The 20,910-nt window shown below is 52.4% G+C and carries 19 protein-coding genes; 15 read left to right on the forward strand and 4 right to left on the reverse strand.

Going from position 1 to position 20,910, the window contains the following annotated elements; all coding sequences use genetic code 11:
- Nucleotides 1-9 precede the first annotated feature (9 nt).
- Nucleotides 10-465, forward strand: coding sequence for an Hsp20/alpha crystallin family protein (locus CHH67_RS06415; RefSeq protein ID WP_095264252.1), 456 nt, complete (start codon nucleotides 10-12; stop codon nucleotides 463-465).
- Nucleotides 466-570: 105 nt separating this feature from the next.
- Here CHH67_RS06415 and CHH67_RS06420 read toward each other — a convergent pair whose 3' ends face one another.
- The 4 genes from CHH67_RS06420 to CHH67_RS06430 form a co-directional block, all read right to left on the reverse strand.
- Nucleotides 571-1,518: a phosphoenolpyruvate carboxykinase (ATP) gene (locus CHH67_RS06420; RefSeq protein WP_095264253.1), complete on the reverse strand. Its 948-nt coding sequence runs from the start codon at nucleotides 1,516-1,518 to the stop codon at nucleotides 571-573.
- Between the two features lie 102 nt (nucleotides 1,519-1,620).
- Nucleotides 1,621-1,746 (reverse strand): paeninodin family lasso peptide, encoded by a 126-nt coding sequence (locus CHH67_RS25925; RefSeq protein ID WP_141235837.1) that lies wholly within the window; start codon nucleotides 1,744-1,746, stop codon nucleotides 1,621-1,623.
- Between the two features lie 62 nt (nucleotides 1,747-1,808).
- On the reverse strand, nucleotides 1,809-3,758 hold the full coding sequence (locus CHH67_RS06425) for an asparagine synthase-related protein (RefSeq protein WP_095264254.1): 1,950 nt from the start codon (nucleotides 3,756-3,758) through the stop codon (nucleotides 1,809-1,811).
- A gap of 139 nt (nucleotides 3,759-3,897) precedes the next feature.
- A complete protein-coding gene (locus CHH67_RS06430; protein ID WP_095264255.1) occupies nucleotides 3,898-4,320 on the reverse strand; it encodes a VanZ family protein in 423 nt (140 codons plus the stop codon).
- A gap of 229 nt (nucleotides 4,321-4,549) precedes the next feature.
- Between CHH67_RS06430 and CHH67_RS06435 the strand changes: the two genes are divergently transcribed.
- From CHH67_RS06435 to CHH67_RS06500, 14 genes are all read left to right on the forward strand, one after another.
- Nucleotides 4,550-6,520, forward strand: coding sequence for a glycosyl hydrolase family 28-related protein (locus tag CHH67_RS06435; protein ID WP_095264256.1), 1,971 nt, complete (start codon nucleotides 4,550-4,552; stop codon nucleotides 6,518-6,520).
- 358 nt (nucleotides 6,521-6,878) lie between these two features.
- The gene (locus CHH67_RS06440; protein ID WP_095264257.1) at nucleotides 6,879-7,622 is read left to right on the forward strand and encodes a YveK family protein; all 744 of its coding nucleotides are present in this window, start codon (nucleotides 6,879-6,881) and stop codon (nucleotides 7,620-7,622) included.
- Nucleotides 7,591-8,244 carry a CpsD/CapB family tyrosine-protein kinase gene (locus CHH67_RS06445; protein ID WP_425320432.1) on the forward strand — a complete coding sequence of 218 codons (654 nt, stop codon included), beginning with the start codon at nucleotides 7,591-7,593 and terminating at the stop codon, nucleotides 8,242-8,244. The genes CHH67_RS06440 and CHH67_RS06445 overlap by 32 nt, the downstream gene beginning before the upstream one ends.
- A gap of 324 nt (nucleotides 8,245-8,568) precedes the next feature.
- The gene (gene galU, locus CHH67_RS06450; protein ID WP_095264259.1) at nucleotides 8,569-9,465 is read left to right on the forward strand and encodes a UTP--glucose-1-phosphate uridylyltransferase GalU; all 897 of its coding nucleotides are present in this window, start codon (nucleotides 8,569-8,571) and stop codon (nucleotides 9,463-9,465) included.
- An 8-nt stretch (nucleotides 9,466-9,473) separates the two neighbouring features.
- Entirely contained in the window at nucleotides 9,474-10,172 is a 699-nt protein-coding gene (locus tag CHH67_RS06455; protein WP_095264260.1) for a sugar transferase, read from the forward strand.
- A 17-nt stretch (nucleotides 10,173-10,189) separates the two neighbouring features.
- Nucleotides 10,190-11,119 carry a glycosyltransferase family 2 protein gene (locus CHH67_RS06460; protein WP_244908107.1) on the forward strand — a complete coding sequence of 310 codons (930 nt, stop codon included), beginning with the start codon at nucleotides 10,190-10,192 and terminating at the stop codon, nucleotides 11,117-11,119.
- A complete protein-coding gene (locus CHH67_RS06465) occupies nucleotides 11,098-12,522 on the forward strand; it encodes an O-antigen ligase family protein (RefSeq protein WP_179292069.1) in 1,425 nt (474 codons plus the stop codon). The genes CHH67_RS06460 and CHH67_RS06465 overlap by 22 nt, the downstream gene beginning before the upstream one ends.
- A gap of 2 nt (nucleotides 12,523-12,524) precedes the next feature.
- Complete coding sequence (locus CHH67_RS06470; protein ID WP_179292070.1) at nucleotides 12,525-13,700, forward strand: glycosyltransferase family 4 protein; 1,176 nt, start codon at nucleotides 12,525-12,527, stop codon at nucleotides 13,698-13,700.
- 32 nt (nucleotides 13,701-13,732) lie between these two features.
- Nucleotides 13,733-15,058, forward strand: a complete 1,326-nt coding sequence (locus CHH67_RS06475) for a lipopolysaccharide biosynthesis protein (RefSeq protein ID WP_176475546.1) — start codon at nucleotides 13,733-13,735, stop codon at nucleotides 15,056-15,058.
- A 50-nt stretch (nucleotides 15,059-15,108) separates the two neighbouring features.
- Nucleotides 15,109-16,191 carry a glycosyltransferase family 4 protein gene (locus CHH67_RS06480; RefSeq protein WP_095264264.1) on the forward strand — a complete coding sequence of 361 codons (1,083 nt, stop codon included), beginning with the start codon at nucleotides 15,109-15,111 and terminating at the stop codon, nucleotides 16,189-16,191.
- Between the two features lie 49 nt (nucleotides 16,192-16,240).
- Nucleotides 16,241-17,428 (forward strand): glycosyltransferase family 4 protein, encoded by a 1,188-nt coding sequence (locus tag CHH67_RS06485; protein WP_095264265.1) that lies wholly within the window; start codon nucleotides 16,241-16,243, stop codon nucleotides 17,426-17,428.
- On the forward strand, nucleotides 17,415-18,581 hold the full coding sequence (locus CHH67_RS06490; protein ID WP_244908108.1) for a glycosyltransferase family 4 protein: 1,167 nt from the start codon (nucleotides 17,415-17,417) through the stop codon (nucleotides 18,579-18,581). Before CHH67_RS06485 ends, CHH67_RS06490 begins: the two co-directional genes overlap by 14 nt.
- The gene (locus CHH67_RS06495; RefSeq protein ID WP_095264267.1) at nucleotides 18,578-19,771 is read left to right on the forward strand and encodes a glycosyltransferase family 4 protein; all 1,194 of its coding nucleotides are present in this window, start codon (nucleotides 18,578-18,580) and stop codon (nucleotides 19,769-19,771) included. The genes CHH67_RS06490 and CHH67_RS06495 overlap by 4 nt, the downstream gene beginning before the upstream one ends.
- Nucleotides 19,771-20,910, forward strand: a complete 1,140-nt coding sequence (locus CHH67_RS06500) for a glycosyltransferase (RefSeq protein WP_095264268.1) — start codon at nucleotides 19,771-19,773, stop codon at nucleotides 20,908-20,910. The genes CHH67_RS06495 and CHH67_RS06500 overlap by 1 nt, the downstream gene beginning before the upstream one ends.

A 20,910-nucleotide genomic window follows, 5' to 3' on the forward strand; every position in this document is an offset into this window, starting at 1 on the left:
AGAGGGAATATGTTGGGGTGGACACCGTTTCGTAAACGTGGAGAAGAATCCATCGATCGGATGATCCCATCGTTTCAGGATGTTCTCGCTCAGGACTGGCTGTCCTCATTTCACGGTGCGGCGCTGTCCTTCAAGACAGACATCCAGGAGACGGAGAAGGCATACCGGATTGCTGTGGAGCTGCCTGGCTTTCCGAAGGAGGACATCGATATACGATATGAAGCGCCTTATTTGGTCATTCAAGCGGTCCGAAGTGAAGAAGCCACTATGGAGGACTCGAAGCATCATATCATCCGGAAAGAGCGTCGCTTCGGAAAATATATGCGCAGATTGTATATGCCGGGCATTGATGAACACGGAATTGCTGCCTCCCTGAAGCGCGGGGTGTTGCAGCTTGAGGTGCCGAAGCTTGCACAATCCCGCGCCAAGCGTATTCAGATCCGCGACGACCATGGATCACGATGAACAGGGGGGCAAGCATTCGAGGCAGACAGAGCTGAAGAAGCGGGACTTGTCTATGGGGGGAGCCGCTTCGAGCCCGGTCAGGCGGCCGGGCGGCCTGATCCTGGATCATATATCCAGCATCATCGAAGTTTCGCCAACGGTGCGAAGCACCAGTTCAGTCAGTTGCTGGACCGTTAAGGCTTCTGCCGGGCGAACAAGCTGATGCATGTCGAGGTGAGCGGCCATTCGGGCCGTGACATCAAAATGCCATTTCGTCAAACCGCTGCCCTCAAGAAACATATTGCGATAAGTATGGCGGTGCAGGAGAGGAAGACGCTCCAGCTTGTTCACCGGCCGAATGCTGACCTCGCTAGCATGAGCCTTCACAAGTTCAAATACACCTGCCAGCGGCAGGGCTTCATTGGTGAAGCGGGACGCCACCGGAACGGCGTATTTGGTCTCACGATCGAATAAAGGACGGTACTCGTCTGAACTGAGCCCGAAGACATCGAGGCTTTCCTGCCACAATTTCTGTTGCGGATAGGCTGGCATCGCATACGGTTTATCCTGATCCCCCAGCTTGACGGCAATGACGTCATCGCTTAACAGATGACAGCCGCGCTGAAGCAGCGCTGACGCCAGTGTGGATTTGCCATGACCCGAATGGCCGACAAAGGCATACGCCTGTTGTCCGATAACCACCGCGCTACCGTGAAGGGGAAGGATTCTCCGCTGGAGCAGTGCGGCTCCCATGCAGGTTCCGAGGACATAGAGGCGAAGTTTATCCTCGTGATCCTCGTAAATGGCTTCCTCCGGGGAGATCCGGATGGAGGTACCATCTTCCACCGCGAAGACGGCAAGCCCGGGCACCCGGAACATGATGCGATGCGGGGAGCAATGGTAAGACTTACGGCCGTCTGAATGAGCGGACCACATATCGCTAAGGTCGGCATATAGAACGGCTATATCGGCAGGACGGTTATGGGGAGATGGCTGCAGCTCAGGCAAGGGCAGCTCGCTTTGTATCGTTAAGCCGAAGGCCTGGTAGACCGGCTGCTTCAAGGCTGGGAACATCGCACTCACTCCATTTGTTTTATAGTGGAGAATAAAAAAAGTCAGCCCGTATACCCCGAGTGGTATAAGGGCTTTCTTTTTTTGGAGGATAATGTTTGTGAATTAGCTGTAGTGAACCACTTCATCCGGATCCGGCTGAACGGCATCCGGAAGAGAGCTCCCGGGACCAGCCATCGTCATTTTCATGTCCAGTACTTCCAAAGTAGGTGTGCTCCATTCCTTTTTCATATGGTTTCACCTCCTTATTAGAATATATCTATAGACAAGGCACAGAGCCTGACTATCTGTATTCAAAAGTTTTTCTTCAGAAATCGGTGCAGGATGATGCTGCGCATGAGCAATTTTATCGTCGGACTGTAGGCCTGGTTCGGTTCCAGCCCGTGACGAGCCTCATCGAGCGCCGATTGGAACACCGGCATGTTGATGAATTGCTGCATACGGGAATCCTTGCTGATGTGCTCAAGCTCATTCAGAAATTGCGGCCAGTCCTTGTTCATGCGCTGCACAGCATCCGCAGCCTGAATGCCTCTCGTTCGCTGGTTTAGGCGTATCGAGTCCGGAAGCAAGCCCTCAGTCGAGCGACGAATGAGTGCCCGGTCCATGCCGTTGCTGACGAATTGCTCGATCGGTGTGCCTAGACATAAGCGGATGACTCGCAAGTCATTGGTCGGATCATGACTCCATACCGAGTAGCGAAGAGAGAGCTTGCAGTTGGTTGTCCCGGTCGTGCTCCAGACATTTACCCGGTTGAAATGCTGCTGCCGGGCTTCAAGGGGGTCTGGCGAGAGATCCGCCATGGAGCCGATGCCTGTAAATGCAGGGTCTTGAAGCTTCTCTTCAATTCCTGCTCTTCTGGCAAAATCGGGATTGATCAGCTGCGGAATCGCCGGGTGGGAAGCGGCGGGTTTCCATCGATCCAGCGCAGGAATCGCTTTGCGAACAAGAACGGAGATCAGCCGTTTGCGCCCGATATCTGCGTTCCTCCCATACTGACCCAGCTCCCGCGACAGCCGTAACCAGCGGAGCTTCTTTAATAGCCTGGCATAATAATCGAGCGCCGGGCCCCAGGATATGCTGTAATTGCCTCGCGCTCCATTCAGCAGAATGCCGACCTTCTCTAGCTGAGCCTGCTCGTAAATTCCCCGCAGCCAGAATGTGTTGTCGAAAAACTTGTAGGGATGCTCTAGCGTATCCAGCCAGTCGTCGATTTCGGTAAAGGGATTTTTGTCGTGAAAACTCAAGTACTGGTCGTTAATATTTCCGACATATTGAACCGTCTGCCTGATCAGCGGGCTCTCATCGGCGAGTCTTCGCTTGGGCGTCCAATCGACAAAGCCATCTGCAGGAACGTAGCTGTAGGTATGCAATGTCCGATTCTCCTTCTGCAGCGCCCGGGCTGCCAGGCTGACAACAGAGCCAGAGTCCAGGCCGCCGCTAAGGTGAGCGCCGACATTCAGGCGGGTCCGGCGTAATCTGGAGGTGACAGCGGTGTGAAACACCTCCCGAAAGGCTTCAACGTACTCTTCTGTGCTGCCAAGCTTTAATGGCTGAATATCCGACAGGCTATTGTAACGTTGGATGGACAGTTTCCGGTCCTGCACCTTGAACGTATGGGAAGGCGGAAGCTGGTAGATTGATCCATAGATCGTCCTTGAAAGATCTGGCGGTTCGAACACGCCGCTAATGGCCAGAAACTCGGCCAGCCAACATTCATTAAGCTTTCTATGTATATAGGGAAGGGAGAGCAGCGGGCTTATCATCGTGCTGAAGGCCATCTGCTCGGCATCATGATAGTAATACAACGTTCGGGCCCCCGAGAAATCTCTGGCTCCAAACAGCAGCTGTTGCTGTTCGTCCCAGATAACAAACGCAAAATCCCCAACCAGCCGCTCCGGCGTTCGTTCTGCCCACGCTTCATACGCCAGCAGAATGATTTCGCTGTCGGTCAAGTGAGCTCTCTTCCCGGGCGGGACTTGCAGCAGCTCCATAAGCTCATCACGATTGTCAATAATGGCATCTGCGGTAATCGCAAGGCCGCGACGGGCGTCATAGAACGGGAGTTGTTCATGATGGGATTGGACCGTCACCCACTGCGCATGATTGCCCAGCATAATATGGTCCTTATGCCATACATCGGTTCGATCAGCGGGGTACTTCCCCAGCGCGCCCATGATGCGATGAATATCCTCGGAAGGAATCGGTTCCCTGCAGCCACGATAAATACCGGCAATTGCACTCATTGTCTGCTCCTCCGTTTAGGACTCCATTCCTGTCTCATCTACTTCGATACAAAATGTATCTACCCAATTATATAATGTGTATACGTAATGTAGCAACAGCTAATTTTGGTTTTAGGTATTCGTGACAGTGTTATGGGCATTATTGCTTAGGCTGGATGGACGCCTTTTCCTTTGCAGAGAACAGCAGTTCACAGCATAGATATGCAAGCAGAATGCCCAGTCCGTCATTTACCACATCATATATTCGTCCTCCGCGGAAGAAGAAGAGCTGGAGAACCTCGGTGAAGGCCGCGTAGACGAGGCACCACAGGAAGGCCGATCGTATTTTGCCGAAGTTGGATGCCAGGAGAGCAAGGATGAAGAAACCGATGAAGTGTCCTATTTTGCGTATGATCCATCCCACCTCGGACCAATACAAATCCAGCCTGAGCAGCTCTGACCAATCCGGAGACGGATTAAAGCGGAAGTTGATGATGTGGTAACGGATGAGCAGGTTAAAGTTCAGGGAGCAGGTAAATATGAGCAGGACAGCAGCCCATATCACAGTTAACAACATTCGCATTGCACGGCTCCTTTATGAAAACGCTTCTATAATATAGATGTTCACCGATGAGAAGATTTTCGATACATTATGTATCCATTGGGATAGTATATTATATCAGCTTGGCGTTAGTTTCAATAGCGTAATCGTTCGAAATTTCATAAATGGGTGTGATCCGAGCAGCAGAGTAGGCAGATGAATGAACCCATTTCTTCACCATTGACTACTATGTAGGAAGGAGGGATGAGGAATGTCCGATAAGCTCACAGACAATTTGAGGATGAATATAGGGTCAAAGGCTGATCCGCTAGAGCCGGAGGAGCTTAATTCCAATTTCATGAAGATCGATGAATCGCTGAAGGATCAGGGCGTTAATGTCAAATGGTTCGGTGCGGTTGGGGATGGGATAACGGATGACACGGCGGCCTTTCAGGCGGCGATGCAAGCTTGCGACAAGAGATACCGCTTGTTTATCCCGGCCGGGGACTACCTGGTTCGGCAGACGATCGAGAATCATAGCCGGGGGATTTTCGGGGTGGCCTCCTATGTAGATGGTGCCCAGGCGGGCAGCAGAATCATCTGGGATCCGGAGGATAATGAAGCTGACTTGCTTCCGTGCATACGAATCCAGGATGCTGGCATCCATGCGGTCTTTGAGGACTTCACCGTGTCTGGAAAGACAAGCTATACGCCCAAGAACCTGGCAAATTGGGTCGACAAGGAGCGGTTCGAACAAGGGCTGTATGAGATGTTCTCCCCGGGTCCGGCGGGGATCGAAATCGCAGGCAGAGCTCAACCGATATTCCGAAACATCCGCACGCTAGGCGTGAAAGTCGGACAGCTGCTAAACAGCACCAACGGACATATCTATTCGTATGACTGCAACTGGGGAGGGCTTGTTGGCGTCTACTGCCGGATCAACTCCGGGGATTATCTGTATCAAGGCGGCATGATTACAGGAGCGTTTTGCGGAATCCTGCTCGGTACGATTCTGCATGCAGGTCATCGCGGCGGAATCGAAGTGAATTTGCATCGAGTGCATATGGGGTTTGCGCCTTATGGAATATATCAATGTATTGATGGCGGTCTGGACGACTATAACCGTGCTCCTTCGGTATTGGGACTGAGGGGCATATTCACAAACGCCCAGTTTGAGCAGTGCGGAGAAGCGGCGATTAAACTGCTGACCAAGTCGCTTACCTCCAATTTGAGGATGTTCGGCTTCGGGTTCTCATGGTCTGTTCTGGACTACCCTCCCGAACATTCGGGCTGGGCTTATCCGTTGCCGGATACATTGAAGCCCCGGGAGGAGAAGCAGCAGTATGCTGCATGGTTTGGCACGGTTCAGGCTCCGGTGACCATCAGTGAGCATCTGGGAAAACTGCGGAGATCGTCTGCTCCGGGTGCTAGAGGCACCGCGTTTATCGATACACTGACCGGGTATCAGGCCTCGGATCTTTCCGGACTCGAAATGGCAGATGTCGTTATTCGGCGAAAAGTTTCATCGATATACCGTAACGAGGACTTGCATACCCGCATGATGGAAAGGGAGCATCGTGCTCTAATGCCTGTCTCGGCGCCCAATCTGCTTCGAAATCCGGAGGTGCTGTCCAATTGGACAGCCACGAATGGCGCTTCGCTCAGTCTGGTGCGGGCGGATCAAGTGCCCGTGCCGATCAGCAACGAGATGAAACAGATTTTAGGTCCAGACCCGGTCATTCTGAAGGTAACGCCGGACGGCGACAGGTCGCCGACGGTAAGTATTAAATTTAACGCGGACAGACTGCCTTATCGGGGGGATGCGGGCCGGAACTTGGCGATGCAATATTTTATTCTGGAAACAGAATATGAGACCCCTCCTTACTATAAAACGATTGGACGTATCAGCGGGGAAAACCACGAGTATATCTTCAACGACGCTTCCAGTTGGCAAAATAAAGAGTGGAAGCATCAGCGGGGGAGGGAGATCGCGAGCAAAACCGGTCTTCTCTACGACTTCAGCATCGGATTTATACCAAAATCAGGCGACACTTATATTGCCGGGGTTATGGTCACCTGGGACCATATCGGCTCCTACTCGCCTTATCCGCATAGTTATATGACGAGTTCACTCGAGATTGGCGGTCAAGGCAGCGGGGTGATTCTAACCGATTCGGTCACTCAGGAGCGATACTTGTTATCCATGGCGAACGGCAATATTCAGATTACGAAAATGAATTGAAGCTATCCCCCAGTACCATAGTGATAACACGGGCTTTTCTTATTTGTGCAATCTGCGGTTTCGTTAATCCTTGATTAACGAGGCCGTATTTTTTTGGGGCAAAATCCAAGACGAGTAAGCGTTAACAAGCGGTATGGCTAGGGGAATCGTTGCTACGAACTGTGTCGTCGCTTATGAAAAGTCATGAAAATTACCGTTGACATGATACAATCTGTATCGTAAATTATGGGATATGAACTATACAAATCGTAGCAATTTAGGATTGAGGATTGTGCGAGTATGAAAAGTCACGGGTTTCAGTGGACTCCAAAACAAGCATGATTAGGAATCTACATTAAGCGCGGGGGGTTGCGAACAGATGGAGCTTAAGCATTATTTTCGGGTGATTCAGAAGCGATGGTGGATCATCGCAGTCATTGTGATCGTAGCCATGGCGGCGGCAGGGATCAAAAGTTTCTATTTTACGACACCGGTATATTCCGCAAATGCCAAGCTGATTGTGAACCAGTCCTCAGGCGACGGACTCAACACCAGCACGATCCAGACCAGCATATTTCTCATTAACTCGTACAAGGAAATTATCAAGTCCTCGGCAGTGATGAACAAGGTAGTTGAGCAGTATCCCGAGTTAGGAGAAAGCTCGGCGAGTCTGGCAGCGAAGGTGTCGGTCTCGGCTGCTAACAATTCGCAAGTTATGAACCTGATGTACCAGGACATCTCCTATGAGAAGGCCGCCAATGTGGTCAATGCCGTATCGATGGTGTTTAAGGAGCAGATCCCTCATATCATGAATGTCGATAACATCACGATTTTGAGCGAGGCAGATACGAGCATATCCCCCGCCCCTATTAACTTTAACCCTTTGATGAACATATTGATTAGCTTCGTGGTGTCATTTCTGCTGGCGATCGGTTTTGTGTTTCTTCTCGACTATCTGGACGACACGCTCAAGACGGAAGAAGAGATTACTAGACTCATGGATGTCCCAGTGCTCGCCGTGGTGGGCCGCATCTCCAAAGGCGATATGAAGAAACCCAAGCAGCCGAAGGCCATGAAACAGCAAAAGGTAGGTGAAAACCAGTATGCGCCGCTCAATCAATAGCAACAGTCTCGTTGTTTCTCTGAACCCGAAGTCCCCTATCTCCGAAGTCTATCGCTTGCTTCGTGCTAAAATTCCGTTCTTCTCCAAAGATCAAGACCTGAAAACGGTAATGGTGACATCCTCCCAGCCCGGGGAAGGAAAAACGACCACCATTAGCAACCTAGCCGTTACGTATGCTCAAGAGGGCAAGAAGGTGCTGCTGGTCGATGCCGATATGCGAAAACCTTCCCTTCACAAAATGTTCTCCATGATAAACCACCGCGGCTTGAGCACTTTGTTGTCGGGCCACAGCAATATACAGGACTCCATTGCGGAGACAGATATTAGCAACCTGTACCTCCTTCCCTCCGGGCCGGTTCCTTCGAATCCGTCCGAGCTTATCGACTCCCCGGGGATGCGTGAGCTCCTGACGCAATTGAAGGAGGATTATGACGTGATTCTTGTCGATACGCCAGCGATGTTGTCGGTTTCGGACAGCACGATCGTCAGTCCGCTATGCGATGGCGTTATCATCGTGGCCGCAGCCGGAAAAGTGCAGAAGCATAATCTGAGGAAAGCGAAGGAACAGCTGGATCACGTCAATGCCCGCCTATTGGGGATCGTGCTGAATCGCGCGCAATAACGCGCCATAAATAGATGCCCGTCAGGATCAGGCCTGCCTTAGACAACAATCCGGAATGGGATGGAAGGCGCCTTCGGCAAGCTTGAATCAGGTAATGTCTACTGCACCTTTATCACTGTAGGCACTCGGTTACGCTGTGGGTCTTGATCGGACCTTAGACATGATTGTCGAGGGTGTAATGTGAGGATGGGTTGAATGCCCTATGGTCTATAGAAGGCTTAGCTATGTTTTTTTCAGCGGAAGAGCATATAGCTAAGCCCTTCTGATTCACCATCACAATGATTTTGGCATGTAAAAAAATAAAAAGAGTTGGAGAGTGAAGAAATGAAGAAAGTGAAAAAAGCCATTATACCCGCAGCGGGACTCGGAACACGTTTTCTGCCAGCGACAAAAGCCATGCCGAAAGAAATGCTTCCGATCGTGGATAAGCCGACGATTCAGTACATTGTTGAAGAAGCGGTTGCCTCCGGTATCGAGGATATCATCATTGTGACAGGCAAGGGCAAGCGCTCCATCGAGGATCATTTTGATCATGCATTTGAACTGGAACATAACTTGTTCAGTAAAGGGAAGTTTGATCTTCTTGATGAGGTGCGCCGCTCTTCCGACGTGGATATTCATTACATAAGACAGAAGGAAGCGCGAGGTCTTGGACATGCTGTGTGGTGTGCGCGCAACTTTATAGGGGACGAACCGTTTGCAGTGCTTCTTGGGGACGATATTGTGAAGTCCGAAGTGCCTTGCATCCAGCAGCTGGCAGAGCAGTTCGAACAGGTTCAGAGATCGGTGATCGGGGTGCAGACGGTTTCTGAAGACCAGACCCACCGTTACGGGATTATCTCCCCGCTGGAAAAGATCGACCGCTTATATAAGGTGGACTATTTTATCGAGAAGCCCCCGAAAGGCCACGCGCCTTCAAGGTTGGCGATTATGGGCAGGTATATATTAACGCCGGAAATCTTTGATTTCTTGGAACGGCAGGAGGAAGGCGCCGGTGGAGAAATTCAGCTGACCGATGCGATCCAGAGGCTGAATGAGCGCGACGGGGTATACGCCTATGATTTCGAGGGAACCCGCCATGATGTCGGCGAGAAGCTCGGCTTCATTATGACGACCCTGGATTTTGCACTTCAGTACGAGGAGCTACGAACACCGCTGTTGCAAGGCATGGAGACGATTCTTGAACGCGAGAAAATCCAAAACAAAACGCTGATGAGGTGAACGAAAGGATGTATCCTAATCCGCAACGAAACGAAGTCGATGTCGTTTTCAAAAGCGCCCCGGAATATGCCAAGGCGGCATTGGAAGAGCGAGATTCCAAAGCTTCGTATCTGGTGATCAAACGGATCATGGATGTTATGCTCGCGCTCATCGGGCTGGTGCTGTTGTCTCCGCTCTTTATCCTTGTTGCCCTGCTGATTAAAATGGAGGACCCGAAAGGGTCCGTTTTCTTTTACCAGACACGCATTGGCAAGAACGAGCGGCCGTTTCGGATGTACAAATTCCGTTCGATGGTGTCCAACGCAGAGGAACTGCTGGAGAAGCTGCTGGATCAGAATGAAGTGGGCGGCGCCATGTTCAAGATGAAAGAGGACCCTCGCATTACGAAGATCGGAAAATTCATTCGCAAAACCAGCATTGATGAACTCCCGCAGCTGTGGAATGTGGTGCGCGGGGATATGTCGCTCGTAGGACCGCGGCCGGCATTGCCACGAGAGGTGATGCAGTATACGAGCTATGACAAACAGCGCTTAAGCGTCAGCCCGGGGTGCACGGGCTTATGGCAGGTCAGCGGACGCAACAATCTCAGTTTTCAGGAAATGCTGGAGCTGGACCTGGAGTACATTGAGCGAAGAAATTTGTGGCTGGATATCAAGGTGATGCTGCGTACCGTCAAAGTGATGGTATTCCCGAACTCAGCCTACTAAATGGAGTTGTGTAGAACATGAATATGACAATAAGCGTGATCATTCCGACGTATCACCGGGTTGAGGCACTCATGAACTGTATGGATGGTCTTCTGAAGCAAAGCCGATACCCTGATGAAATCATTTTTGTCGTAAGAAGCACGGATGACGATACGCTTCAAGCGCTGTCGCTGCGAAACCTGCCGAATCAAACCATCGCCCTTGTGGAGAAGTCAGGTCTGATTCATGCATTGAACACAGGGGTTCAGCACAGCACCGGAGCGATTGTTGTGCTGACTGATGATGATACGATTCCTCATTCCGATTGGCTGGAGAAGATTGAGCAGCACTATATACAGCGTCCCGAGGTCGGTGGAGTCGGGGGGCGCGATATTGTCCATTTGCGCGGGGAGCCCATTCCGGCCCAGAGGCAGGAGGTTGGCGTCATTAAGCCATACGGCCGGATCATAGGCAATCATCATGTCGGACTCGGAGGCGTTCGGGAGGTAGACATTCTGAAGGGCGCCAATATGAGCTACCGAAGAGCGGCCATTGAGGGCCTCAGGTTTGACGAAAATTTAAAAGGCACCGGGGCGCAGGTCCATAATGAGCTGGAATTCAGCCTATCGGTGAAGAAACAGGGCTGGAAGCTGATTTACGATCCGGAAGTATGCGTGGATCATTATCCGGCGGAGCGGTTTGATGAAGACAAGCGCAATGCTTTTAATGAAACCGCCTTTCTGAATATGTCGCATAACGAAACCTACTCCCTGCTGAAGCACTTAAGCGGAGCTCGAAGAATTCTGTATGTTCTGTGGATCATCATCGTTGGCAGCAAGTCTTCCCCTGGTCTTCTGCAGTGCATTCGAATGCTGCCTTCGCAGAAGGGCACGGCGTTCAAGAAGGCATGGCTCGCCTTAAAAGGCAGATGGGGAGGATGGAGAACATGGAGAGGCTCTTTGGATTAGGCGCTTTCAAGTCTCGCCTTGGAAGATGGGCCGAGATGGTGCTCATCTTGGCGGGGATTGTCATTCTCGGCGTAATGGTAGGCTTGGCCAGCTCTATAGGCTCGCTTCACATGCGCATGCTGGAATTTACCCTCCTGCTCCTCAGTATGCTGATGGCGCTATATCTCTGCTTGAACCGACCTCACATGCTCATATCCTATACCTTGCTGCTATGGGTCATCAGCCCGGAGATCAGGCGGCTGCTGGATTGGTCGTTTCAATCGTACACGGACCTTTCCATCATCATTCTCATTCCCTATTGTGTCAGCCTGGTGATGATTGTGCCTGTTGCCAAGCATATTAAGCGGCTGGATCCGAAGATTAGCCTGGTGCTGAAAATTTTATGCGCCGCATTAGCCTACGGATTCTGCCTGGGGTTTCTGAAATATGGGTTCTCCTCTGTCTATGATCTATTAAATTATACGGTGCCGTTTCTGGTCATGATCTACGTGAGTGTTACGCCATTTAGCAGCGAGGTGCGAGACAGGTGGCTGAAATGGTTCTCATTCCTTGCCGTGATAGTCGGGGCATACGGCATATATCAATATTTGGCACTGCCGCCCTGGGATGAATTCTGGATGATATCCTCCGAGATGAACTCCATAGGTCAGCCAGAGCCTCAGAAATTCCGGCTGTTCTCATTGCTGAATTCTCCGGGGCCTGCGGGTGTGTTTCTGGCCGCTGCCTTGGCGCTGATGACAGTGCAGAGGAAATGGCGCGCTTTTGGCATGGTGGGTATCCTGATCGTCGCCTTTGCGCTGTTGTTGACCTTGGTCCGCGTGGGCTGGATTGCATATGTCATTATGATCGCAGCGTATTTCCTTCGGTCGCAGCTGAAAAGCAAACTGCAGCTGTTACTATTAGGTGCCCTGATCGTGATGGCTTATCAATTGTTGCTTCCTCTGCTGCCAGGGGCGGGCGAAGTCTCCTCGCGAATCGAAACCTTCGGCTCGCTGGATGAGGATCATTCCTTCAACGAAAGACTGGTGTTCTCCACCCATATTATGTCGATGGTTATGGGGAATCCGGTCGGCATGGGACTGGGAAGCTCCGGCCTGGGAGCCAAGCTTGCTCAAAGCGACAATGTGGTCAAGGTGTTCGATAACGGTTATTTGAATCTGTTCTATACCTTTGGCCTGCCGTTTGGTCTGGCCCTGATCTCTGTCGTGATATTTCTGTTTATCCATGGCTTCAAAGCCAGCAAGAGCGAGAAAAAGTTCTCGCCGATTTCGTTTGCAGGGAGCAGCGCCCTGCTCTTTCTCCTGCTAGGCAGCAACGTGCTGCTGGGTTTTAGCGGATTTATTCTGCTATGGATCACCGCCCTTGGCTTTATTCCAAAGCCGGAGACCCAGGATGGGGGATGAGTATGTCTGTTGAAAGAGGTAAGCCGATGAAAATCTGTTTTGTGACACATAAAGTGAAAAAAGGCGATGGGCAGGGGCGAGTCAACTATGAGGTCATCACCGAGGCCCTTCGTCAAGGGCATGAGATTATCGTTATCTCGTCCGAATTATCGGAAGATCTGAGGTCTGACCCCAGGGTGGAATGGGTTCAGATTCATGTGCGAAGGGTGCCGACATTCCTGTTAAGATACCAGGCCTTCGCCATATGGTCTGCAATCTCGCTGTGGATTCGCCGAAGCCGCATCGATCTGGTGGTCGTGAACGGATTCATTACCTATGCTGGATCGGACATTAATTGCATTCATTTTGTACATAGTGCATGGGTGAAATCCAAGTACCATCCGTTTCGGGAGCGGAAAACGATACACAGCCTGTACCAACTGGCATACAACAGTCTGAACGCTTTTCTGGAGCGGATCTTCCTGAGAAGAACAAGGCACATTATAGCGGTATCGGAGCAGGTCAAGCAGGAGCTTGTGCAGGATGCCGGTATCGCAGCCGACCGGATTACGGTGGTGCCAAACGGCGTGGATCTGAACGAATTTTATCCGAGATCTGTTAACCGTGCTGACTTTCAGCTTGAAGAGAACAGGATATATGCTCTATTCGCGGGCGATCTCAAGTCCAAAAGAAAAAATCTGGACACCGTGCTCAAGGCGCTCGCCGAGGTTCCGGATATTCATTTGCTCGTCCTGGGCGATGTAGATAAGAGCCCTTATCCGAAGCTGGCGGAGCAGCTCGGATTAAACGAACGTGTTGTTTTTCTCGGCTATAGGAAGGATATTGCGGACATTATGTCCCTTTCCGACCTGTTTATTTTTCCCTCAAGGTATGAGCCGTTCTCCCTTGTCATCCTGGAGGCGATGGCGACGGGCTTGCCGGTGATTACGAGCAGCAGATGCGGGGTTGTGGAGCTGTTGTCCGAAGACGCGGCGGTTGTAATGGACGATCCCGAAGACACGCAGGCGCTGGTGAGCGCACTTCGGGAACTGGTTAACAACCATGAGCGCATCCAGCTTATGGCGCAAAAAGCGAGGGAGGATGCTGGACGGAACTCCTGGGGGAGGATGTCGATTCAATATTTAAGTTTGTTTCAAGAAACCTCTAGGGTGAAATTCCATACCAGTAAACAGACCTGAAGGGACAGAATAAAATGGCGATCACAAATTTGATGAAGCTGAGAAGAAGCGGAGGCAGTCTAGCCAATGTACTGCAGGTATTTGCCTCCAATATATTCATCCTTGGACTTAATGTAGGGACGGGCGTGATCATCGCCAGGTTTCTCGGGCCCGAAGGGCGGGGGGAACAAGCCGCGATGATCATGTGGCCCTCGTTCCTGGCCTATTGCCTTACGCTGGGCATCCCGGCAGCCCTTGTCTATTACATGAAGAAGAAGGGCGAGGATCAGGCTTCTCTCTACATGACTTCCTTGTATTTGAGCGTGATTCTGGGCTTCGTGGCGATGGGTGTGGGAGCCGTGCTGATCCCGTTCTGGATGAAGGACTACTCCCAGGAGGTTATCAGCTTTGCAGTCTGGGCGCTCATCATGTCGCCGATTACGATGATCGGTACGATCAATACCGCGGCACTTCAGTCGCGGGAGGAGTATCATCTCTACAATCTGACCAGATATTTGCCGGTGGTGGGCACCTTGCTAATCCTGTGCGGCCTGGTTGTGACAGGAAGCATCAATCCGTTCTATACGTCGGTGGCGTATCTGTTCCCTGTACTTCCGGTCACGGCATGGATTACGTTCAAGCTTGTTTCGGAGTACAAGATCAGACAGAAGAACAAGGTGAAATCCGGCAAAACGCTTTTGAGCTATGGTGTGCGCTCCTATGGCACGGATGTGGCCGGGACGTTATCCGGATATATTGACCAAATTCTAGTTGTCGGCTTGCTGTCGCCAAGCAGCCTCGGTCTTTATGTCGTATCCCTGAATCTTGCCAAAATATTAAGAACGCTTCAGGGCGCGGTCACCTCGGTGCTGTTCCCGAAAGCCTCGGGTCTTGAGCGCGAGGAAGCGTTGAAGCTGACGTTTAAAGTGTTCCGGATCAGCACGATCGTTACATTGATTGTCGGCGCAGGTGTTTTTATCATAGCTCCGTATCTGCTGGTGATCTTGTATGGGAAATCCTTTGTCGAGGCGATCGGCATATTTCGGATACTGCTCTTCCAAACGGCGATCACGAGCGTATGCTGGATACTCTCTCAAGGCTTCATGTCGATCGGAAGGCCGGGAACGGTAACCATCATTCGGGCGACAACACTGGGCCTCAATGTTGTATTCATGAATGTGCTTATCCCGCGGTTAGGCGTACAAGGCGCAGCGATCTCTTTATTGACTACGGCGCTGATCGAACTGATGGTCATATTTCTGCTGTATACGTTCAAACATCGTGTGGAGCTTCGCCACTGGATGTTCTCCAAAAGTGATGTTGTCTGGCTGATCGACCGTGTACGCAGGCAGAAAGAGCGTGGCAGTGCCGCAATGTAAACCATGGAGAAGAGGAGAAAAAACGGAGAGAGCCATAAGGAGGGGAACCTTTGCATATCTTGCACATTGCGAATCATGTAAAGCAGTCAGGAAACGGGATTGTGAATGTGATGATTGACGTGGCCTGCGAGCAGGCCATGCTCGGGCATCGCGTGGCGGTGGCTTCGGAAGGCGGGGAATACATAGAGCTGCTGAAGCGGCATCATGTCGAACATTACAGGTTGGATCAAACGAGAAAGCCGTGGCAATTGCTGCAGGCTTTTTTTCATTTTCGGCGCATTACCAAACAGTTTCAGCCTGATGTCATCCATGCCCACATGATGACGGGCGCGCTCCTTTCACGGTATCTGAGGGGATTTCGGAAATACAAGATCGTAACGCATGTTCATAATGAATTCCAGAAGAGCGCGGACTTTATGAAGGTGGGCGACACCGTCATCGCCGTAAGCCAGGCGGTGGCTGAGTCGATGGCGAGGCGCGGCATTGAGGAGGAGAAGCTGCGGGTCGTGCTTAATGGAACGATCGGCAGCAGAAGGAGTGAAGATCTGGAGGCCGTGCAGCTTAATGGCCGCTCCATCGTGACGGTGGCCGGACTTAACGAGCGGAAGGGCATCGCCGATTTAATCGAGGCGTTTGAGATCGTATCGGCGCGATGCCCGGATTCGGAGCTGTATATTGTGGGCGATGGACCGGAAAGTGAACGGTTTAAACAGCAGGCTGCCCAGTCGGCGAGCCGGCACAAAATTCACTTTGAAGGATTTCAAACCGATCCGAAGCGGTATATGAGTTCGTCCGATGTATTCGTTCTGGCCTCGCATAAGGACCCGTTTCCTCTCGTTCTGCTGGAGGCGAGGGAGTCAGGCTGTGCCATCGTGGCCACGGAGGTGGACGGGATACCGGAGGCGCTGGACTTTGGACAGTCAGGAATGCTGGTTCCCCCACAGTCGCCGGATAAGCTGGCAGAGGCGCTGATTACCATGTTAAGCGATGAAGAGTTGCGTCAAGAATACAAGCGCTCTGCCCAGCAGGGGCTGGATTTCTATAGGGTCGAGCGGGTTGCAAAAGAAACGCTGCGCATTTATGAGGAACTGCTGGTCCGTGAGAACCGTTTAGTCAATTCCGAGCAAGGATGAGTGATTGAAGCTTTGGAAGCTTCACCATTAAGCAATTGGAGTGAATCCGATGAAAGTAGCAATGATTGCCAATACGGATCATAACTTGAATTCCGGCGTATCCGGAACGAGGCTTGCCATTGCAGATGCATTAAGGAACTTGGGGGTCCATGTGGACACCTATTTTATGGATGACTTAAAAGTGTTTCAGGGCGGCATTCTCGACAAATTGATATTCCCCTGGAGACTCGCTTCCAAACGGTCGAAATGGCGGGCGTATGATGTGCTTGATATCGCTTCGGGCGACAGCTGGGTACTGTCTTATTTCCATAAACGTCCGGCGATTGTCGCAAGCAGTCATGGTCTTGAGCATTTGGCGCATGAGGAAGTGTTGGAGGAGAACCGGCTGGGTCATTTGAAGCTGAGCAACAAGTATTTTGTCTATTGGGGAGGCTACCGCATCTGGGAGGTATCCCAGTCCATTAAAAGGGCGGACTACTCGATTGTCCTGAATTCCCAGGACGAGGGCTTCGTCCAGCATCAGTTAGACAAGGACTTGAGGCAAGTGAAGGCGGTGTTTAATGGCATCCCGGATTACTTGTTGAACCCGCCATTGGATGAGATGGGGATGGAGAATACGTCCGTCATTCGAATCGCACAGGTGGGCAGCTACATTCATCGAAAAGGCATTATGTATAGCACCCAAGCGCTGGGAGAGATTCTCGCCCGGTATCCGAATGTCGAGGTGGCTTTTATGGGAACCGGATGCGAGGAGGAGAGGGTGCTGTCTGATTTTGACGCTGAGGTGCGGCATCGGGTCACGGTTATCCGGTCGTATAGCCATCGCGACCTCCCGAATTTATTAAAGGGGTACCACATTAAGCTGTTTCCTACCTTGTCCGAAGGGTTCGGCAAGACGCTAATCGAGTGCATGGCATGCGGGCTGGCTCCTGTGACGACGGATACCGCGGGTCCAGGCGACATTGTAACCGATGGCGAGGATGGACTTCTCATCCCTAAACGCAGCGTGGCGCATATGGTACTGGCATTGGAAAAGCTGATCAATCACCCGGAGCTTCTGACGAAGCTGCGATATAACGCCTATCATACGGCGCAGAGCTTCACTTGGGATAATGCTGCCAGAGCCCGCTTGGCATGTTATCAAATGGCTGTTAACTACAGGGCCCAGCCTGCCCAAACTTATGGAGGAAAGAGAGATAACCATGAATGTGCTATCGACCGGAATGGGATGGATTGATATTCAGCATGGCGGATTGAACCGGTATTTTGCCGATTATGCAAAAGCGATGAAGGAATACGGCCATCAAGGGCTGGGACTAGTAGTAGCCCCCAAGGGAGCCGAGCTGCCGAAGGAACACAATATTCATAACGCCACGGGCGAGCTTGAGGCCAGCCACTTTCTCCCGCGCATGAGGTCGGTTCAAAGGCACACGGTCCAAGCGATTCGCAGCTTTCAGCCCGATGTGTTCAACCCGCATTTTGCCTTTTATACCACGATGGTGACACGGCAGCATATTCCTGCTCATATCCCGATCGTTACCCATTTCCACGGGCCGTGGGCGATGGAGTCCAGGGTGGAGGAGAAGGCCAGGGCCGGGGTGGTTAAAGGTGCGAAGTACTGGGTGAAAAAACAGGTGGAACAGCTGACCTACCGCCGCTCAGACGGATTTATTGTGCTCAGCGAATACTTCCGCGACATATTGACGGAAACCTATGGTGTGGAGCCGAGCAAGGTTCACATCATCCCGGGTGCTGTGGATCATCAGCTGTTCCGTCCGCATACGGATCGTGACCAGTTGAGGACTGAGCTTGGCATCAAGCCTGGGCAGCCGGTGCTGTTCTGCATACGGAGGCTGGTGAAGCGGATGGGGATCGACCGGCTGATTCAGGCCATGGTTGAAGTGGTCCGCCATCATCCCGGCACGCAGCTGTGGATTGGCGGAGACGGGCCGATGCGCGCTGAATACGAGACCTTGATCCGGCAGCTGGGACTGTCCGCGAACGTCGAGCTGCTTGGAAGAATTTCGAACGAAGAGCTGGTCAGGCGCTATCAGGCTGCGGATATCAGCATCGTCCCCACGCTTACCCTTGAGGGATTCGGCCTGATTACCGTAGAGTCGCTTGCTTGCGGAACGCCTGTGCTGGGGACGCCATACGGCGGGACAAGGGAAATCCTGCACCAGATTTCGGATGAGCTGATGTTTCAAGACGGCACTTCAGAGTCAATTGGCCGGAAGATTATCGACGTGCTCAATCAGGAGTCGTTCCTTCCGTCCCGGGAAGCATGCCGGGAATTCGTATTGCAGAAGTACACCTGGAGCCGGGTGGCTGAAGCGGTGACCGAGGTGTTCAAGGAAGAAGTTGATAAGAGGAAGGTATTCCGATCATGAAAATAGCCTTCTATAACCATACAAGCACGATCAGCGGTGCAGAGATTAGCCTGCTGCTGACAGCCAAACATATGACCGAGGCCAGTCCGGTCCTGTTCGCCCCGGAAGGCGAGCTGCTGGCGAAGGCGCGAAGCTATGGCATCGAGGTCTGTCCGCTTCCGAGCTTCCGGGCCAGAATGACCCGCAACCCGGTAATGCTGGCCGTTTATGCGGCAGGGACCTGGTGGGCGGGCTGGAAGCTGGCCCGGACGATAAGAAGAAGCGGAGTCGATCTGATTCACGCGAACTCGATTAGGGCCGGCATAATGGCCAGCCTATTTCGTTGGTATCACCGGCTGCCGGTGGTATGGCATATCCGAGATATGCCGCCCCAAGGGGTGATCGGGCGGGTCGTCGGGCGAATGGCCGGCACGGCCCAGGCGCTGATCGGCATTTCCGAGCCGGTCATTCAAGGCATATCGCATGCGGCGCCCGTAGACAGGGTCCATCTCGTGCACAATGGCGTCGAGCTCCGAGCGGTTGATCCTAGCCGGAGGCGGGAGATCGGGGACAGGATCCGCAAGCAGCTTCAAACCCCGCCGGATGCGGAGGTGCTGGCGATCATTGGTCAGATCGCGCCGTGGAAACGGCAGGAGGATGCGCTTGAGGCCTTGTCCAGGCTAGTTCGGGAGGGGCGTAACGCCGTCTTGTGGATTGTTGGAGAGGCCAAATTCCGGCAGGAGAACGAGCGCTACCTCGCCAAGCTGAAAGCGAAGACACGTGCGCTGGGACTTGAGGAGCGGGTGGTATTTACTGGGTTTAGAGAAGATATATTGGAGATCTGCTGCGGAGCGGATCTCCTTTTATTATGCTCGGACAACGAGCCGTTTGGCAGGGTCATCATCGAGGCCATGTCCCAGGGAACACCGGTCGTAGCGTCACGCGGCGGAGGCGTGCCCGAGATTATAGAGCACAACGAAAGCGGCTTGATGTATGACAGCGGGAGCATACACGAGCTTGTTCATTGCATTCGGCGGGTGCTGGATGACGAGACACTGTGGCTGAAGCTGAGCCAGAACGGACAAGAAAGAGCAGAAGCCATGTTCTCCATTACAGAGACATCCCGCAAGGTGGAGCGGATTTACCATCAGCTGCTGCATAGCTCCAGCGCTCCGGCCATGGATCGCCAGCAGGCAAAGGAGATGATGTAATGCAGAAACTGAAAGTGGCGATTGTCCACGATTATCTCAATCAGATGGGGGGCGCCGAAAGGGTGGTGGCCGTGCTGCACAAGATGTTCCCTGAGGCGCCCATCTATACGACGATTATCGACCGGGACAAACTGATGCCCGAATTGCAGGACGCTGTCATTCACACGACGTGGATGCAGCGCATCCCGGGAATTCTGCACAGGTTCAAACTGTTCTTCTGGCTGTATCCTTTCGCGGTAGGGTCGATGAGGCTGAAGGGGTACGATCTTATTCTCAGCTCCAGCAGCGCTTATGCCAAAGGCGTACGCAAGGAACGGGGAGCGCTGCATGTATGCTACTGCCATAGCCCGATGCGTTTTGCATGGAACTTCGAGTCCTATATGGAAGGCGTCCAGGTTCCTGGCGCTTTGAAGCGGATCGCCAAATGGCTGACGCTCCCGCTGCAAGCCTGGGATCGGCGCAATTCCAGACAGGTGGATCGCTTGATTGCTAACTCCACGGCTGTGAAAGAGCGAATCCGGCAGTGGTACGGCATGAATGCCCCGATTATTTTTCCTCCCGTCGAAATCCGCCGCTTCGGTATCTCCGATGAGGCGCCGGAGGATTACTTCCTCGTTGTGTCTCGCCTGGTGTCCTACAAGCGAATCGATCTGGCTGTCGAGGCCTGCACGAAACTGGGGCACAAGCTGATCGTAATCGGCGATGGCCCTGACCGGGCTAGACTGGAACAACGGGCAGGAGAGGGTGTCGTCTTCCTCGGAAGAAGAAGCGATGAGGAGGTTGTGGGCTATATGCAGCGCTGCAAGGCACTCATTTTCCCCGGGATTGAGGATTTCGGAATCACGCCGCTGGAAGTGAATGCATGCGGCAGGCCGATCGTTGCTTACCGCGAAGGTGGAGCGCTGGACACGGTGCTGGCCGGGCAGACGGGGCTGTTCTTTGAGGCGCAAACCGTCGATTCGCTGGCTGACGTCCTCAGCCGCTTTGATGAATATGAATGGAATCCATCAAGGATTCGTCAGCATGCCGAGAAGTTCGGTGAGGAAGTATTCATGGAGCAGCTGTACTCAAGCATTGACCGGCTGCTCCAGTCCAAAGAAAGAGAAGCGAAGATTACGCAAGCGGAGGGGAGCTGGTAA

The sequence above is a fragment of the Paenibacillus campinasensis genome (assembly GCF_002272015.1).
GTDB lineage: Bacteria > Bacillota > Bacilli > Paenibacillales > Paenibacillaceae > Paenibacillus_AQ > Paenibacillus_AQ campinasensis.